Source organism: Porcincola sp. LCP21S3_C12 (genome assembly GCF_052118625.1).
Lineage (GTDB): Bacteria > Bacillota > Clostridia > Lachnospirales > Lachnospiraceae > Porcincola.
Map to the genome: position 1 here is coordinate 14,663 of NZ_JBQKGW010000021.1, position 17,622 is coordinate 32,284.

Annotated in this window: 17 protein-coding genes; all 17 read right to left on the reverse strand. The window is 54.9% G+C overall.

What is annotated here, in order from left to right; genetic code table 11:
- Positions 1-362: 362 nt before the first annotated feature.
- The 17 genes from ACTQ1N_RS10510 to ACTQ1N_RS10590 all read right to left on the reverse strand — a co-directional run bounded on the left by ACTQ1N_RS10510 (position 363) and on the right by ACTQ1N_RS10590 (position 17,429).
- Positions 363-878 (reverse strand): glycosyltransferase, encoded by a 516-nt coding sequence (locus ACTQ1N_RS10510; RefSeq protein ID WP_441956707.1) that lies wholly within the window; start codon positions 876-878, stop codon positions 363-365.
- Positions 878-1,327, reverse strand: coding sequence for a PssD/Cps14F family polysaccharide biosynthesis glycosyltransferase (gene pssD / locus ACTQ1N_RS10515; RefSeq protein ID WP_441956708.1), 450 nt, complete (start codon positions 1,325-1,327; stop codon positions 878-880). Before pssD ends, ACTQ1N_RS10510 begins: the two co-directional genes overlap by 1 nt.
- Before the next feature lie 313 nt (positions 1,328-1,640).
- Positions 1,641-3,080 carry a sugar transferase gene (locus tag ACTQ1N_RS10520; protein WP_441956709.1) on the reverse strand — a complete coding sequence of 480 codons (1,440 nt, stop codon included), beginning with the start codon at positions 3,078-3,080 and terminating at the stop codon, positions 1,641-1,643.
- A 160-nt stretch (positions 3,081-3,240) separates the two neighbouring features.
- The gene (locus tag ACTQ1N_RS10525; RefSeq protein WP_441956710.1) at positions 3,241-3,969 is read right to left on the reverse strand and encodes a tyrosine-protein phosphatase; all 729 of its coding nucleotides are present in this window, start codon (positions 3,967-3,969) and stop codon (positions 3,241-3,243) included.
- A gap of 5 nt (positions 3,970-3,974) precedes the next feature.
- The gene (locus ACTQ1N_RS10530; protein WP_441956711.1) at positions 3,975-4,697 is read right to left on the reverse strand and encodes a CpsD/CapB family tyrosine-protein kinase; all 723 of its coding nucleotides are present in this window, start codon (positions 4,695-4,697) and stop codon (positions 3,975-3,977) included.
- A gap of 29 nt (positions 4,698-4,726) precedes the next feature.
- Entirely contained in the window at positions 4,727-5,470 is a 744-nt protein-coding gene (locus tag ACTQ1N_RS10535) for a YveK family protein (RefSeq protein ID WP_441956712.1), read from the reverse strand.
- Between the two features lie 372 nt (positions 5,471-5,842).
- Positions 5,843-6,310, reverse strand: coding sequence for a xanthine dehydrogenase subunit XdhC (gene xdhC / locus ACTQ1N_RS10540; protein ID WP_441956713.1), 468 nt, complete (start codon positions 6,308-6,310; stop codon positions 5,843-5,845).
- Positions 6,303-7,433, reverse strand: coding sequence for an FAD binding domain-containing protein (locus ACTQ1N_RS10545; protein WP_441956714.1), 1,131 nt, complete (start codon positions 7,431-7,433; stop codon positions 6,303-6,305). Before ACTQ1N_RS10545 ends, xdhC begins: the two co-directional genes overlap by 8 nt.
- Positions 7,434-7,448: 15 nt before the next feature.
- Entirely contained in the window at positions 7,449-9,962 is a 2,514-nt protein-coding gene (gene xdhA, locus ACTQ1N_RS10550) for a xanthine dehydrogenase subunit XdhA (RefSeq protein WP_441956715.1), read from the reverse strand.
- A 14-nt stretch (positions 9,963-9,976) separates the two neighbouring features.
- Positions 9,977-11,194, reverse strand: a complete 1,218-nt coding sequence (locus tag ACTQ1N_RS10555) for an aminotransferase class V-fold PLP-dependent enzyme (RefSeq protein ID WP_441956716.1) — start codon at positions 11,192-11,194, stop codon at positions 9,977-9,979.
- Positions 11,191-12,252, reverse strand: a complete 1,062-nt coding sequence (locus tag ACTQ1N_RS10560; protein ID WP_441956717.1) for a selenium-dependent molybdenum cofactor biosynthesis protein YqeB — start codon at positions 12,250-12,252, stop codon at positions 11,191-11,193. The genes ACTQ1N_RS10555 and ACTQ1N_RS10560 overlap by 4 nt, the downstream gene beginning before the upstream one ends.
- Before the next feature lie 9 nt (positions 12,253-12,261).
- Positions 12,262-12,396, reverse strand: coding sequence for a hypothetical protein (locus ACTQ1N_RS10565; RefSeq protein WP_441956718.1), 135 nt, complete (start codon positions 12,394-12,396; stop codon positions 12,262-12,264).
- 33 nt (positions 12,397-12,429) lie between these two features.
- Positions 12,430-13,518 carry a selenide, water dikinase SelD gene (gene selD, locus ACTQ1N_RS10570; protein WP_441956719.1) on the reverse strand — a complete coding sequence of 363 codons (1,089 nt, stop codon included), beginning with the start codon at positions 13,516-13,518 and terminating at the stop codon, positions 12,430-12,432.
- A gap of 91 nt (positions 13,519-13,609) precedes the next feature.
- Positions 13,610-14,251 carry a sulfurtransferase-like selenium metabolism protein YedF gene (gene yedF / locus ACTQ1N_RS10575; RefSeq protein ID WP_441956720.1) on the reverse strand — a complete coding sequence of 214 codons (642 nt, stop codon included), beginning with the start codon at positions 14,249-14,251 and terminating at the stop codon, positions 13,610-13,612.
- A gap of 141 nt (positions 14,252-14,392) precedes the next feature.
- The gene (locus tag ACTQ1N_RS10580; RefSeq protein WP_441956721.1) at positions 14,393-15,574 is read right to left on the reverse strand and encodes a M20 metallopeptidase family protein; all 1,182 of its coding nucleotides are present in this window, start codon (positions 15,572-15,574) and stop codon (positions 14,393-14,395) included.
- Positions 15,575-15,602: 28 nt separating this feature from the next.
- Positions 15,603-16,979, reverse strand: coding sequence for a dihydropyrimidinase (gene hydA, locus ACTQ1N_RS10585; protein WP_441956722.1), 1,377 nt, complete (start codon positions 16,977-16,979; stop codon positions 15,603-15,605).
- 216 nt (positions 16,980-17,195) lie between these two features.
- On the reverse strand, positions 17,196-17,429 hold the full coding sequence (locus ACTQ1N_RS10590) for a DUF3343 domain-containing protein (protein ID WP_441956723.1): 234 nt from the start codon (positions 17,427-17,429) through the stop codon (positions 17,196-17,198).
- Positions 17,430-17,622 lie beyond the last annotated feature (193 nt).

The window sequence follows — 17,622 nt, forward strand, 5'->3', positions numbered from 1 at the left end:
TCCCGCTTTATTGCAGACTATTACATCACCTACTCCGTGGTAAATTACAAACCCACCTGCAATATCTCCCCAAATATCAATCTTATGATTTCTAAGCAGGATCTGAGACAAGTAATAAACTAAGTAATGCTTTTCATGCCATAATCTAAAATAAAAAACCGAGCGAAACGGAAGACTTACGTTTAGCAGGTAATTAATTGGCCGCAGCTTCTGCTGACTATCAAATGCTGATAAATAATTACTAGAAACCTCATCTTGAAAAATAAGCCCTTTCATAGATGCATCAAAATTCAATGATATGATGGGGAGAAATGTTCGTATGAATCCCAAATAAGATATTGCCCTTTTGATATTTTTGTGTCTCATCTCTTCTTTCCCTTGTTACCAACCAGCTCATTAGCTAGTTCTTCAAACTTCGCGCAGAACTTTGCATTGTTATCCATTCCACCACCGTGCATACCGGCGGACAATTTATCGTAGTCTTTAATAATCTCTCCCAGCTTCTCAATATCTTCCACGACAATCAGATTACCATATCTTTCCTTAACAGCTCTTGCGAAGAGTACCTGATGATCGTTAACATGCTCATTAAACTTGCTCTGTCTTGGGACAACGATCGGGATTTTTCCAATCTGGAGAGGCATAATAAAAGACGATGGACCACCGTGAGTAATGACAATTCTGGCCTGTTCTACATACTTTCCCATGTCCTGAAAGGGAAAGAGCTTCTGCCACTTGCAGTACTTTGGCTCATACGTAGAAAAGCCAGTCTGTATCACCACATCCTCCGTGATCACACCGTCTCGTTTTAATTCGTCGATTTTCTGAACTAATCGATTAAAGGGCTGTTCGTGCGTACCCACTGTTACAAATATCATCAGAATATACTCCCCAGATTAATAGCTTTAGGATAGATTTTCTTCATTTCCTCCCACTCAACGATGAACTTATCCGCAACTGGATATACCAATTTGCCGCTCAGTGTGGATTTATCAATACGGTCAAAGACCTCTATGTACATCGTCTTGGCTCCGAACAGTTTCCCGAGCCAGAAGAACGGAACCGCCACGGCAGCACCAGAAGAGATAATAAGATCAGGCTTTTCTTTTCTTAGAACCTTCCATGCAAGGCGCGTATTAATGAGAAGACCCTTGAGGGAGCGATTTGTCGGATAATAGCAGGGGATCATCCTCTCATCCTTGAGAAGGCTCTTTGCATCTTCTTTATCAAATGTGACCCAAAATCTTTCGTGTTTTTCCCAAAAGGGCTTAAGCATATACAGATGAGTTAAATGCCCACCTGATGAGCCCACTAGACAAATCTTCATCTTGCCTTTCTTTACTCCCTCTATAATCTCACCCTGCTATTCCAGAGCAGTAAATCTTCACTAATGAAATACACTATTGTACGCTTACCAAGAACCCCAGTCCCTACTCTTCCATTCGCCCGCGGGTCTAATCATTCACTCGCCTATCAATCGCTGACCAACCCGTGAATGAATGCCGGAGCATGGAATACAAACGTTCATAAGCAAGCGATTGTTAAGCTCAGTGAAGAAAAGGCACCCCTTTTTCATTCGTCTCACAACCTGCAACATATGGAATAACTCTATTAAGTAAGAATGATTCCAATTTATAGGATCACGCAGCCCCATTGTCCTTCTTGAATGCAAGCCCAATCGTCTTAAACAGGATCTTAATATCCCCTCTAATCGACCAATTGTCAATGTACTGGCAGTCCAGCCGGACTACTTCCTCAAAGTCCTTGATATCGGACCTTCCAGAGACCTGCCAGAGGCCTGTCATACCGGGTTTCATGCTGAGTCTGCGTTTGTGGTAGCTGTTGTACTGGTTGAACTCGCTGACTGTCGGCGGACGGGTTCCCACAAGAGACATCTCTCCTTTGAGTACGTTCCAGAACTGAGGAAACTCATCCAGACTGGTCTTGCGGATAAAGCGCCCAACCCTCGTGATCCGGGGGTCATCCTCCATCTTGAACATCAGCCCATTCATCTCATTTTGGGCAAGCAGCTCTTTCAGGTGAGCCTCCGCATCCTGATACATGCTTCGGAACTTATACATCTTGAACTTACGACCATTTTTCCCGATGCGAACCTGTCCAAAGAAGATTGGTCCAGGCGAATCATGCTTGATCATCGGACCGAGAACCAATGTAAGAACTCCTGCAATCACAAGTCCGACGATGGAGCCTGCTATGTCAATCGCTCTCTTCATGATCTGCTGCCTGACACGCTTGTGCGGCCTGTCAAGAATCAGCGCCGGTCGATTGTTGAAGCCATATTCAAGCTCTCTTGTATAGATTGTCTGCTGAATTGGCGTATCGGAATCTTCCTGAATCTGCTGCCTGCTGTAACCAGAGATCTCCGCCAACGCTTTTTCTGTAACAGTTTTCTCCAGTTTCACGATCTCCGGAATATTGATGTGTACACGGATCCCCATGCAGATCATCTCCCGGGCAGCTTCCATAACCAGTGGGCGCTCGTTTTCATCGACCTCGATGAAAACCTCATCGATCGCGTCACGCTTTACCTGTTCGATCAATGTCTCGGCTGTGGAAGTAACAGGTACTTTACAGACTGTCTTCTGCTCCCCACCGGTCTTTTCATCTATCAGGCATAGACCTACAACCTTTCGTGCCCAGTCTTCTTTCAGTGTCCGGACCAGTTTTTCTGCTCGCCTGCTGTTCGTTACAACACCGACATATGTTGCCGATGGAGACTTATGAAAGTTTTCGACAACAACAGAAGAGATATACATCCATTCTGCAGTCATCAGGATAAAATTGAGCAGCAGTGTTGTCCCAAAAAAGTATCTGGATGCCGATACCCCATTCTTGGCAAGAATCAGAAGGGTTGCCCAGCTGCATGCAAAGATCAAAGTCTCACGTAACGATCTGCCTGCACACTGCCATAGCGGCATCTTTTCAAAATGATAGTTGAATTTCCGAAGAATTACAATGATTGTCACGACGGCGGAAATTGCGACGGGCAGCGCTGCGTCCAGGATAAAGCTGCCCTTGAAGAAGCTGGCGTCCAGTTTTCCTGCTCCATGAAGAACCACAAGTGCAATGCCTGCGCTTCCAACTGCTATCAGCAGGTACGAGAAAAACACCACCTGGAATTCGAGTTGTTTCCTTTTCGTATAAATACTTCCACCCCCCCTCCCGAAATATTCCAACAATTTACCAATAGAGCTGATTGTCTGTATATCCCGGAAGATTTTATCCGCTTACCGCAGATGTAAAGATCCTCTGATTCATGTCAAGGATCTCCTGAAGCTCTCCTTTCAGTCCGTGTGCCTGAAGACTTTCAATCGCTTTCTCCATATTTGGCGGTCTGGTCACCGTATTGTGGCTGTCCGTTCCAAGCACCTGAATACTTCCATGCCGAATCAGACGAAGCGCTTTGCGCTCCGTACTTCCACCTGCGAAATTGCCCGCATTGAGCTGAATCAGGACATTCAGATTCATCAGTGCTTCGATATAGGCAGGCTCAGCCACGCTACTGTACCGTTCGATATGCGCGATGACAGGGACGACACCTAACAGATTTGCAATTCGTTCGACGCCCCGTACTGTGCGGTCTGTCCAGGGGGTGAAGGGCATCTCTAAAAGCAGGTATCTGGACTTGCCGTAGCAAAGACGTTCCAGTTCCTGTTCGCTTTCAAGTGTCTCACGGAAAGCAACCTCTGCACCAAAACAGATATTTGGAATGGCCACCGGGCTTCTGGCTCTTAGCTCTGCCAGAAGTCTGCCAGCAGCCTTTTTGCGGCGAGTTAAAAAGCTCTCGATGGACTCGACTGCATAGTAATGAGGCGTTGCAGCGACCCCTCTGCAGCCCTGCCGATACTGCTCCTCCAGAAGTCTGACAGACTCCTCCGGTGTCTTGCAGCCATCGTCCATCCCCGGCAGAAAATGGCAGTGCAAGTCAAAAAACTCAATTGTCCCCATCGGAATCAGTCTTTCTTATAGTAGCTGTGGTAATACTTGTTTCCGCCGGATATATCTGCATCGTTATAGACAAACCCAATAACCTTTCCCTTCGCGAGGCGAAGCTGATCGAGAGAGTCGGCCACTGCACGGTACTCCGTTATCTCATTCCGGACAACCATCACATATCCGTCCAGAAGCGGAGCAAGAATGGCAGCATCTGCAACACTCATTACCGGTGGGAGATCCACAAAGATATAGTCATAAGCACTTCTGAGTGCCTTCAGGATTGTCTTCATCTGAGCGGACTGAAGAAGCCAGGTCGGATCCGGCGGAATGTTGCCGGCTGGAATCACCGAAAGCATCCGATAATCCTTGGAAGACTGCGTGACGTCCATCAGACAGTTCTGCCCGACAAGGACATCTGTGAGTCCCGGGACGGATTTGCAGCCAAGCTTCTTGCTAACCGTTGGCATGCGCAGGTCAGCTTCCACCAGGACAACCTTTTTGCCAAGCTGTGCGAAGCTGATTGCCATGTTCACGGCGTTGATACTTTTTCCATCATGTTGCAATGCACTGGTCACGCCGATGACCTTGCTCTCATTCCCCGGCAGGGAGAACATAAGGTTTGTACGAAGCGCCTTGTAGGCCTCCTGAACCGGCCAGGCAGAAGCCTCGCTCAAAACCTGCTTCTGCTCATTCAGAAGCTCTGTTTTCTTATTGTTTCTGCTTTTGGATCCGAACGCCATATCTGTCTATGTCCTTTTTGTTCTGCTGCTCACCTGCTGGCTGTCTTCTGGTGGCTCTGGTAATAATACCCGCGGCCAGCCTTTTTCTGTGCTGCCGCCTCGAAGTCCGGAATGGTTCCAAGAATTGAGATTCCGAATCGTTTCTCCAGCTCATCCGCACTGCGGATCCGGTCATCCATCAGATCCTGGACGGTCACAATTGCAAGCGCAATCAGCAGTCCCAGCAATGCACCGACGATGGTATTCTTCTTGAGGCTTGGGGAATACCGTTGTCTCGCAAGCACCGGTTTGGACACAACCTTCATCGAGCTTCCCTCGACGATATCCGAGATATAGGAAGGTGCGGCCTTCGCAATCGCGTCCGCAAGCTTCTTCGCTTCCTGTGGACTGCGCATCGTGACATTCAGCGTCACCAGCTGCGTATTCGTCTGAATATCGGTTGTGATATCCCCGGCGACTTCCTCATATTCATATGTGAGCTTTGATATTTTCAGGGCATCCTCGACCAGCGGGCGGCTCTTCATGATAACCGCATACGTCTGTGCAAGAAACTGGCTGGCCGCTGTATCGCCATTGTTCAGCGACTGGATGTCATTATCACTGCTTGTTGAATGGTTGTTTACATAGGCTGTAAAGCTGGAACGATAGGTCGGCCTGATAGCGATCACTGTAACTGCGAAAGCCAGGATACCGCCCAGAACGGTCAGGGCAAGAACAAAGAGCCGTTTCTTCCAGATAGCCCTTGCAACTTCCAGCAGATCAATCTCTGTCACATCGTTTTTCTCTCCTGATGGTCTGCTATACGCCATATCTGTACTGCCAGGGCTTCTGTTCAATGCCCTTCCCTCCCTCTAGAACTGTAAATTTTCAAAGTATGCTTAATTGCACGATTTATTAACTCATCTAAACTTTATTATAATCAATTTTTGATAATATACCACTCCGAAAAACCGTCAACTAAATAGAAGTTCCTTGTACATCCTGCCTAAACATTCTATGAATACGCCCAGAGAGAAGAACTGGCATAGGCTGGCAGCCCTGGTTCAGGACTGCCAGCCTATCATAGAAGTCGGTATATTCGGCGTCGATTGTAAACTGTGATGTATGTAAATTCAAGATGGGGCAGATTTTGTGACAAGAATTATTCAATGATACCCGACGACTTTCTCAAGTGCGTTCAGGATATTCTCATATCCTGTGCAGCGGCAGAGATGGCCGGAGATGAGCTTGCGGAGCTCTTCCCGAGTGTACTTTCTTCCGCTGTTTGCAAGCTCCACCCCGGTCAAAATCAGGCCTGGCGTGCAGAAGCCGCACTGGACAGCCGCTTCATCGATGAAGGCCTGCTGTACTTCGTTAAGCTCTCCCGTCGGACTCTTGAGCCCCTCGACGGTCAGGATGTGCTTGCCTTCTGCCCACATGGTCAGGTAAAGGCAGGAATCCACGGCTGTCCCGTCAATCAGAACGGTGCAGGCGCCGCATTCGCCAACGCCGCAGCCTCTCTTGACGGATGTCAGGTTCAGCCGGTTCCTGAGGGTGTCGAGAAGGCTTTCTCTCGGATCGACGGCAAGTTCTTTCTCTTCTCCGTTGACGGTCATATGGACAATCTCAAGCATGATTCTCACCGCCTTTCCCGCAGCTTACGTCTTCACCGTCATCCGCGGTGCCAGCCGCATCTGCTGTGCCCTGTGTCTTTGTCTCATCCATCGTCTGTTCTTCTCCGAATTCAACCGGCGGGAAGTCTCCTGCTCCGGGGGTTCCTTTTCCGATGCCTCTGAGGATGGCCTGCTCAAGGGCGCGTTTTGCCATCTCCCTGATGAGCTGAACACGGAATTCCTTTGAAGCGCGCCAGGAGGAACGGGGGTGGACCTCTTCCTCAACGTGCGTGGCGATGATCTCATAGATCGCCGGATCGTCTGCCGCCATGCCCTTCAGCATCTGTTCGGTCTTTCTGCAGCGGATCGGGGTCGGTGCCGCGACACCGTAGCCAATCCTGACATCTGCCAGACGGAAGCCGGCACCCGGAAGTACCGCACTGCCTGCGGCATCCTCCCGCCGTGTGGCTGAACTGCCCTGTATTCCATCTGTCTCTTCTGCCTCTGCCTGCTCTGCGCCTGCTGCCTCCAGCTTCACCCTGACGCAGCATCCAAGCGTTGCGATTTCCATCGAGCGTCTCTTGCCATACTTGATGTAGCAGCCGGAGTAGCCGACATAGTCTTCTGGTTTTACCAGGATCGCAATCAGAACCTCGTCCCGCCTGCGGACCGTTTTGCCGGGACCTGTGTAGAATTCAGTGACTGGAACCTCTCTGGAACCCTCCGGTCCCTGCAGGACGAGGGTGGCATCGAGCGTCTGCATCGTTGCGCCGGAGTCCGCGGAGGTGGCGCCATTACAGAGGTTGCCGCCGATGGTGCCCATATTCCGGATCTGCGGACCGCCGACCGTGTCGACCGCCTCCCCCAGATACGGGAAACTTTCCCGGATGATGGGATCATTCGTGATGTCTGTAAAACAGGTGGCCGGTCCGATCACAATCGTTCCGTCTGTCAGCCTGTCCACGCCCTTCAGCTCCGGGATCTCATGGATGCTGACCAGATCGCAGCCGGCATCCTTGCCGGAACGGAGCTTCACGAGCACGTCTGTCCCGCCGGCGATGACTTCAGCCTTCTCGTCAGCAGCAAGGTGCGCGACGGCATCCTCGACCGACTTTGCCTCGTAGTAATTCTCAATATCGTACATACCGCACCGCCTTTCTCAGATCAGACCATGCTGCTGAAATGCCGCCACCAGCCTCTGCTGGGTCATCGGAATCTCGTTCATCGCGACACCCGTTGCGTTCAGGATGGCATTGCGGATTGCCGGGGCAATGGAGATGACCGGCGGCTCGCCCAGCGCCTTGTTGCCGTAGGGACCCATCGGGTCGTCCATTTGCAGGAAGATCGCCTTCAGATCCGGAACGTCGAGCGCCGTTGGGATCTTGAAGTCGAGCAGGTTATTGTTCAGCGGCCTGCCTTTTTCGTTGTACAGAAGCTCCTCGCTCAGGGCGTAGCCGATGCCCATTGCCATGCCGCCATGCACCTGGGCCTCGGCCAGCTGCGGATTGAGCAGCCTGCCGGAGTCATGGACATTCACGAGATGATCGATCTTCACGGTCCCCATCTCCATGTCCACCGTGATGTCTGCAAATGTACATCCGGATGCGTACGTATTTTCCTTGCAGTGGTTTGTGACCTCTGCTGTGATGTGTTCCGAGCGGTCGAGGGAGTAGAAGGCGTTCTCTGCAAGGTCTTTCATCGAGAGCAGCACCTTGCCGGGCTTTGCGAGGATCTTCCCGGTATCCCTCAGGATCGACTTCTTTCCGGACGGAAGATCGTCGATGTTCCAATGCTTTACGTCCGCGTCGAGCCAGCCTTTATAGCGGTCATTTTCATCCTTAGAGCCGTCCGCGATGAAGCCGTAACCGTTTTCCGCGGAGAGGTCTGCCTGCACAGGCGCGCCTTCCGGCACGATGCGCTCACAGATGTTGTTGTCGTGGATCATCAGCTCCTCCGCCGGACGGCCGAGCATGTAAGAAGCATAATCCAGAATCCGGTTGCGCAGCTCGAGGCCGCATTTCTTGACGGCCTTTCCGGTGACAAAGGACTGTCTGGACGCATACGCACCTGTGTCAAAGGGCGCCAGATCTGTATCCTGCGTCGAGACGATGTAAACCCTGTCCGGTGTGATGCCTGTGGTCTCCGAGGCCATCTGGGTGAAGACGGTGTCGGCTCCCTGGCCGATTTCGGTTGCCGACAGCTCAACCTGGACCGAGCCATCCTGGTTCAGGATCATCCGGGCGCTGGAAGTCTCCAGGGAGATCGGGTAGACGCCGACCTTGTACATGAAGATCGACATCCCGACACCGTGGCGGATGGGGCCAGTCTGGTTTGCGTACGCCTTCCGCTTTTCATCCCAGTGGATGTATTCCGCGCCGCGCCGCATGCACTCCTTCATGGAGTAGGAATAATAGGTGATGCCGTTGCCCGGATCCCGGAAGCCTTTTCCGACGCAGTTGTCCATCCGGAACTTCAGCGGGTCAAAGCCCTCTCTGTGGCAGATGTCGTCGATCTGGCAGTCCGCCAGAAAGACCGCCTGCGGCACGCCGTAGGCACGCATCGCGCCGGCGGAGGCAGAGTTTGTGAAGACCGTCGTCATGTCCGCACGGCAGCCGTAGGCGTCGTTGTAGAGATCCTTGTAAACCGTTGCGACAGACGCTGCAATTGCATGTCCATGGGAGGCGTACGCGCCTTTGTTCGCGTAGCCGTCAAGGGTGCGTGCGAGGAGACGGCCGTCTGTCGTGTAGAGCGCCTTCGTCTTTCCGATCACTGCGTGGCGGACTCTCGTCTGGGAGATGCACTCCTCTCGGGTGGTCTCCAGGCAGACGCAGCGGCCGCCGCAGGCAATCGACAGATAGGCGTTCAGCGGTTCATACAGGATATCCTGCTTGTTGCCGAAGCCACCGCCCAGATAAGGCTTGATCACACGGACCTTGCCGACCGGCCAGCCCAGTGCCTGGGCGATGACACGGCGCATAATGTGCGGAATCTGCGTAGAAGCTGTGACCGTGACCTTCCCGTTCACATCCACGTACGCCCAGCTTGTTGCCACCTCGATATGGCAGTGCGAAACCCGCTGCGTCCGGTATGTCTGCTCATATTCCCGGACATGCTCGGCCCCGTACTCCCTGATCGCCTTCTCCTTTGCCTGTTCATAGTCATAATCCGGTGAGGATTTGAAAGACGTATGGATCAGCTCATTCGTCTTCCGAAGGTCCGGGTGAAGCGGGGTTGCCTCCGGCTTCAGGGCATCCTCGACCGTCGTGAACGGCGGATACTCCTTATACTCGATCTTCAAAAGTCTCTCGGCGCGCTCGCACGCGACATTGTCCACGCCGACGATTGCAGCGATGTCATCCCCGTACAGCCGCACGCGCGTATTCAGAAGCTTCCGGTCTGCGATATCCTGGTGCGCCGCCTCGACGCTCCATGGGTGTCCGGCGGTCGGAAACTGGATGTCCGGCACGTCAAAGCAGGTGACAATCTTCACGACACCGGGCACCTTCTCCGCCTCCGATGTATCGATGGAAAGCACCTCGCCATTCGCAATGGTCGAATGGACAACATGCGCGATCAGCGCGTCCTTCGGACACAGGTCATTCGTGTACTTCGCCTCTCCGGTTACCTTCCCGAAGGCGTCGACACGCTTCATGCTCTTCCCGACTACCTCCATACCGTGTTTACCTCCTAGCCTTCTGTTTGTACTATATCTGTAAGCTCCTCGATCAGTGTCTGAACCTGACCGGGTGTGTTGGCATGTGAAAATGATGCCCGCACGATGCCTCTCTTTTCAGTTCCAAAGAAACGATGAATCAAAGGCGCACAGTGTCCGCCTGCCCGGACTGCGATCTGTCTGTCACGCCAGAGCCGGTCGGCAACATCTGCAGCGTCGAGCCGGCCGATGTTGAATGCGACTGTCGGGAGTACCTGCCCCGATTCATCATAGCTGCTGGTCTGTACAGGATCGTCAGCCGTCCCTCTTCCGTATATGTGAATGCGCTCTTCCCCGGCCTGCCGGTTGATGACATCGATACCGGAAAGCAGCTGCTTCCGCAGGCTGAGGGCCTGCTCCCTCCATGTTTCCCGCTTTCCTTCCGCAAAGGTGAGCGCGGCATGCAGACCTGCGATCGAGTGGGCGTTCTGCGTGCCGGCCTCCAGATGTTCCGGCATCTCCTGCGGCATGGTCTCCAGAAATGTCCGGATGCCGGATCCTCCTGCCATCAGGGGGCTGAGGCTTATGCCGCGCCGCACGATGATTGCGCCGGTTCCCTGCGGTCCCATCAGCGCCTTGTGTCCGGAAAAGCACAGGATATCGATTCCGAGGCGTCTTATATTGATCGGGATGATGCCCATCGTCTGAGCCGCGTCCAGGATCCATGTCGCCCGGTTTTCACTGCACAGCGCCGATACGACAGAGAGGTCGATGACGTTGCCTGTCACGTTGCTGCCGTGCGAGAGTGCCACTGCGATCCGGGTGTCAGGATTCTGCGTGCGGATGGCTCTCAGGGTCTGCCCCAGATCCTCCATGTCGAGGCGCGCGTCCGCTGTCAGCCCGATAAAATGAACGACGATGCCCTTTTCTTTCAGCCTGTAGGCCGGTCTCAGCACGGAATTATGCTCCTGGATGCTCACTACCAGGTGGTCACCTTTCTGCAGCCCCAGGCCGAAGATTGCGGTGCAGAGCGCCTGCGTCGCGTTCATCGTGAAGGCTACGCAGTCCGGTCCCTCTGCCCCCGCAAGCGCTGCGAGCTGCATCCTTGTCTCAAACAGACAGCGGTCTGCATCCAGCGACGCACTGTAAGCGCCTCTGGACGGATTGCCGAAGGCATCGATGGCGGATGCGACCGCCTCCTTCACACACGGCGGCCGGTTGTATGAAGTTGCCGCATTGTCAAAGTAAATCATTCGTCAAAGTTCTGCTGTGCTGCAAAGTGGATGAGTTCCGTCAAAACCGCTCCGCCGATTGCCCGTGCCTTGTCGGAGATCCTGAAGCAGTTGTCATGCTCCGATGCGCGCGGGTCGATGTCCGCGATCTTGAAGCCCTCCGGTACCGGATATCCGTCCCGGATCAGGCCTCTGAGCAGGCCTGTAAAGGCCGCCCGCACTGGCACGCCGGCTTCACCCTTCCTGGATGAGCTGCCCTCCATCTGTTCTGCTGACCGTGCTGCCTGTCCTGCGCTGCCGCCATCTGCCGGCTGTACTGCCTGTTCTGCACTGCCATCATCTGCTGTCCGTGCTGCCTGTCCTGCGCTGCCGCCATCTGCCGGCTGTATGCTCCTGCCTTCCGGCAGGATGCTGGCGATGACCTGCCCCTCCTCCACGATGTCGCCGATTGATGCACAGGTTTTCACGATTCCGGCTGCCGGACTGTGGATGACTCGGTCCTGTGCATGGCCGGCGATCAGTCCTGGTGTACCGGTATTCGGAAGCGCTTCCCCTTCCAGAATGGCCTTTCCCAGGTTATGACCGCGCATTGTCTCGATCACCACATCGCAGTCCTTCCCGGCTGTGAATCCGGGGCCGAGCGCAATGACAAGCGGTGCCATGTCTTTCGTCGTCCCGAGATTTTTCTTTGCAAGAATGGCGTCAACGACACAGGTGAGAAACAGATGCCTTCCGCCACCCTCCAGAGTCGTAAGCCCGGTATCCCACTCGGCGTATTTCTCCCCGGAGTGAATGATATCACGAATGGCAGCGCCGTCCGGGTCCACCAGCATGGCGATTCCATCCTGGAAGAGCAGGTACTCCGCCTCATCCAGGTTGTGGGCAAGCGTGACCGAGACATCCTCAACCGCCGCACTGCCCTCGTAGACGGCCTCTGACAGCGCAACCGTCCGCCTGATGGCGCTCGGATGCTCCGATTCCAGGATCAAGACCGGGAATCCTGCTCTTCTCAGCGTCCGGATCGTGCCGGTCGCAATGTCTCCTCCGCCTCTCACTATTACAAGCTGATCTGTAACCATACTTTCCTGTTATCCCTTTTCCGGCATACTGCCTGACACATCTGCCGCGTACTCCCGGCATGCTTCCCGCGCATCTGCTGCCTGTTTCCGGTACGCTGTCTGGCGCATCCGCTGTACCCTGACCGCTGCAGTCTTCCCGCACATCCGGTGACTGTTTCCGGTGCGCTGCCTGGCGCATCAGTCTGTCACCAGGATGTGATCAACTTTATCTGTCACTTCTCCGATCAGGCTGCAGGGGAGCCCGAGCTTCTTGATCTCTGTCAGCACCTCATCGGCGATTTCATTCGGCACAGCCGCCAGAAGGCCGCCGGAGGTCTGCGGGTCAAACAGCAGCTCCTGCTGCCAGAACGCGGTGTTCTGGAATTCCACCAGGTCACCGAGATGGTTGCGGTTGCGCTGGCCGTTCGCCGTGATGAAGAAGTCCTCCTCGACGAATGTCCGAACCCGCCTGAAATGAGGCACCGCGCTTGTATGGATGACAGCTCCCAGCGGGCTGCTGACCGGCTGGTCCGCGCTTCCGTCTGCTGCATCCGAAAAACCGGACGTGCGGCGTTTCATGCCGAGCATCTCTGACAGATGTCCGAGCAAAGAGAATCCTGTCACGTCCGTGCAGGCGTGAACCTCGTAACGCGACAGAACCTCAGCCGCATACTTGTTCAGCGTTGTCATCGAGCGAACCGCCTCATCCATGCTGGCCGGATCAGCCGCCTTCACGCGGCCTGCCGTGCAGACGATGCCGGTCCCCAGCGGCTTCGTCAGGAGCAGCCGATCACCCGCGCGGGCGCCGACGTTGGTCAGGACATGCGCCGGGTCAATAAGCCCGGTCACCGACAAGCCGTACTTGACATCGTTGTCATTGATTGAATGTCCGCCGCACAGAGACGCACCGGCTTCTGCAACCTTCTCCGCGCCGCCCTGCATGATTCTTCCCAGGATGTTCAGGTCCCAGGACTGCGGAAAGCAGACGATGTTCAGCGCCGTCACCGGCCGGCCGCCCATCGCCCAGATGTCCGACATCGCGTTGGCTGCCGCGATCTGGCCGAACAGGTACGGATCATCCACCATCGGCGGGAAGAAGTCGAGCGTCTGGACGATCGCCCGGTCCCCGCTCACGCGGTAGACCGCTGCATCGTCATTTGTATCGAAGCCGACCAGAAGGTCCGGATCCTTCTTCTGAGCCGGCAGACGGCTCAGCACCCGGTCCAGGATGTCCGGCCCGAGCTTCGCTGTGCAGCCGCCGCCCTTGCAGAATTCAATTTGTTCCATGCTGGCCCTCCAGGTGCTGCTTTCTGCCCTGCCCTTATCCCCGGGTTTCGTACTCATGGGCAGAAAACAGTTTCTCACTATTCAGCACGTTTCAGCACGGCTTCACGACCCTGTACGGTCCGGTCAGTGCTTCGGTGATCTCGTACATGTTGGTCACGCCGCCGACCTTCAGCTTGTCCTCCAGATTCTGGAACTTCAGGCAGGTGCCGCAGGTTGTGATTTCCGCGCCGGACTTCTCCAGCTCCCTCAGATCGTCCAGCGACTCGGATCCCTCACAGGTCAGCCGTGCGCCGCCGTTGTAGAAGATGATCTTCTTCGGCACATCCTCCTTCTTCGACAGAGCGAAGAGGAAGCCCTTGAGCAGGATCTTTCCGAGTTCCTTCTCCGGCTCTCCCATGCTGTCTGAGGAAATGACGACGATATAGCCCTCCGGCGCTGCTGCCGGGATGCCGCAGGCCTGATAGTCCTGCTCATTGAATGTGGCGGCTCCCCTGCTCTGAAGCTCTTTTGCCGCCTCGGTGACGGTCAGACGGACCCTGTATTCCGTGTCCGAAACCTTCTCCATCTCATAAGCGTACTGTCTCTGGTCTGCAAATTTCTTCAGATTCTGGGCAGAAATCTCGTTGTCGACAACGGTCTCTACAACCTCTCCGACGCCCAGCGGCTCCACCGCCTTCTTCGTGTCTACGATCGGAATCGGGCACTGCTTTCCTCTCTCATCCAGTGAAATCATACTAAAGCCTCCCTTTCTTCTACAGGTTTATTTTTTCGATTCTATCCACTCTATCCATGCAGGCTGACCGCAAGCCCACAGGCCTGTTCGCAGGCCCATCGCTCCTGATCCTGCCAGCCGTTCAACATGTTGACAGGCTTCTCACAGCTGATTCGCCGTCACAGCGGAGCTGGCGTACACCGCCGCTGCGACCGGAAGCGCTGTGTCATTGGCATGGAATCTGGGGTTATGCCAGGCGTACAGCGGCTCCCCTTCTGTCCCCGATCCGACCCAGTAGAGATAGGACGGAATCCTGTCCATGATGATCGCGAAGTCCTCGCTTGCGAGGGTCGGAACCGCCGTCACACAGTTCTCCTCCCCGACAACGGCCGCAGCCGCCTTGTGCGCGATCTTTGTCATCTCCGGTGTATTGAATGCAACCGGGAGCACTTCCTTATATTCGACATCCGCCGTACACTGGTAGGCTTTCGCCGTGTCCATCACGATCTCCTCGAGGCGTTGGATCTGCATCTCCTTCGTCTTCTGGCTCAGCGCCCGTACGCAGCCGGTCATCTTCACCTCCTCGACGATCAGGTTTTCAACACTCCCGCCGTGGATGGAACCGATCGTCAGGATCGCATTCTCCATCGGGTCGACGTTCCTGCTGACGATGGTCTGGAGCGACTGAATGATCGCCGCGGCGCAGACGATCGGATCAATGCACAGGTGCGGCATCGCACCGTGCCCGCCCTTGCCGTGGACAGTAATGACGAAGTTTGACTTCGCGCTCATCAGTCCGCCGGACTGAATCACGACCTGCCCTGCCGGGACCTCCGGGCGATTGTGCATACCGAAGAAATACTTCGGAGAAATGATCGAGAAAAGCCCTGCGTCGATCATTTCCTGGCAGCCATTCGTTGTTTCCTCTGCTTCCTGGAACAGAAAGTCGACGGTTCCCGGCACCTCTTCGCGGTTTCTTGACAAAATCATCGCAGCGCCGAGAAGCGACGCGGTGTGAAAGTCGTGTCCGCAGGCGTGCATCTTACCCTCGCATCTGGATTTGTACGGACTCTCAACCTGCTCGGTCTGCGGAAGGGCATCGATGTCCGCCCGAAGGCCGGTCTCCCCGCCGCTCTTTCCGCCCCGCAGCCGTGCCACGACGCCAGTCTTCACGACCGAGGTATCGGGCAGCTCAAGAATCTCGATACCCGGCAGCCCGGCGAGCTCCTCCCGGATCTTTTCGGTTGTCCTGTACTCTTCATGAGAAAGCTCCGGGTGCATATGCAGGTCTCTTTTGATCGCGAGTACCCGTCCGGCTTCCTTCTCTGTCAGATGCAAATCCATCTTCTGCCACACTCCTCTTTTTTTATTCTCAGAAGAACTCCGGCAGTCCGCGCTTCAGGTACTGTCCTCTGTTCTCCTTGATCACCCTGCCATCCTCGGCGGTCTTCTCGCCTCGGAGATAGACCTGATCAATGGCCCCCTTCAGCTTCATGCCTTCGAGCGGTGCGTAGTCTGCCCTCGAGACCTGGGTTTTCACGGAAATGGTGCGCTCCGCCGCAGGATCGAGAACAACGATGTCCGCGTCCGCTCCTTCCTTCAGCACGCCTTTCTTCGGGTAGAGTCCGTAGAGCCGCGCCGGGTTCTCGGCCAGAAGCTCGCACATCTTTTCCTTCGTGATGCGCCCTTTTGCAACCCCTTCCGAATAAATGACGGCCGGTCTTGTCTCCGCACCGGGCATGCCGCCCGGGATCTTCCGGAAGTCGTCCTTCCCGAGCTCCTTCTGCGCGATGGTGAAGGAGCAGTGGTCGGTCGAGACGGTCTGTATCTCGCCGTCCGCCATGGCCTTCCAAAGCGCGTCCTGATCGGTCTTCTTTCTCAGGGGCGGCGCACAGACATACTTCGATGCTTCATCGAAATCATCGTTATCGTAGAGGATGTCATCCATCACCAGATACTGCGGGCAGGTCTCCACATAGACCTTCTGGCCGCGTCTTCTGGCCGCCCGGATCTCTTCAAGCCCCTCCAGACAGGTCAGGTGGACGTCGATGACAGGTTCGTCCGCCACCTCTGCCAGATGGCAGTAGCGCCCGATGGCCTCCGCCTCCGCTGCCGCCGGGCGCGTGAGATAGTGGGAGCTGACTTTAAAGCGTCTTTCATCCGCCGCGTACTCCTCGCGAAGCGCGTCGATCAGACCGCTGTTCTCACAGTGGCAGCCGGTTGTCGTGCCGCATTCCTTCAGCCGCTGCAGCACCTTCAGGATCGTGCAGTCGTCGATCTGCGTATCATAGGTCATGTAGATCTTGAAGGTGGAGGCGCCGCGCTCGATCATGTCCGGGATCTCGGCGGAGATCGCATCGTTCCACTTCGTAATGGTCTGATGGAACCCATAGTCGCAGCTGCAGCCGGCCTCCGCCTTCCGGAACCAGTTGTCAAGGCCCTCGTTCAGCGTCTCTCCCGGATAGGCGGTTCCAAAGTCGATGACGCTCGTCGTCCCGCCGGCGATCTCCGCCTTTGTGCCGGAAGCAAAATCGTCAGCCGTGACCGTACCGGCTACATGCAGGTCAAAATGGGTGTGTGCATCGATGAATCCCGGAAAGATGAGCTTGCCGGCGCAGTCCACGATCTCACAGCCTGCGGGCGGATCGATGTGAGAAGCGATCCTGCAGATTTTTTCGCCGTCTGTCAGTAGGTCTGCCGACCTGCTGCCGGACGGGTATACCAGTGTGCCATTCTGAAACAGTATCATGGAAATGCCTCCTTCCATTCATGTCCCGGCTGAAGACGCATCCGTCCTGTTTGTGACAGAGCCTGCGTCCTGTAAAATCCGATGTAAGAAGCCTATGCAATAAGCCCATTCAATAAGCCCATGTAAAAAGAAAGCCGGGGTTCACGTTTCCGCCGCCCTCGGCATTGTCCCGTCCTGTCATTTTACCGGAGGACGCATCCTGTCCCCCGCTGTCTGCTACAGGACTCTTCTGTAGAATCCGTCAACCCTGATGCTGTTTGCCTCTGCCAGGGCACGGAGCCTTTGTTCTGTCTCCGGCGGGGCGCTGAAGGCCAGCCCGCAGCCGGCCTTGATGCTGCCGGGTACGGGGATCATCCGCCCCGGCACCCCCTGTGCCCGGCATACATATTCCAGATGAAGCGCATCTGTCGTTGTCGGAAATACAACAATCACTCTTTGTTCAGTTTTCACAGATTCTCCATATCATCATGCTGAAAATTTGTAAAATCCCTTGACAATATTTTAGCACCGGATACAATCATTTGCAATAGAAGGTGGTATTTCGTCTGAACAAGTCTGAAAGCGGACGGGCATCCGAAATCCGCCGGTGCAGGCGTGAGACGTTCTTTGCAGCGGCCGGTCCCTTGCCTCGGGCATAGAATCC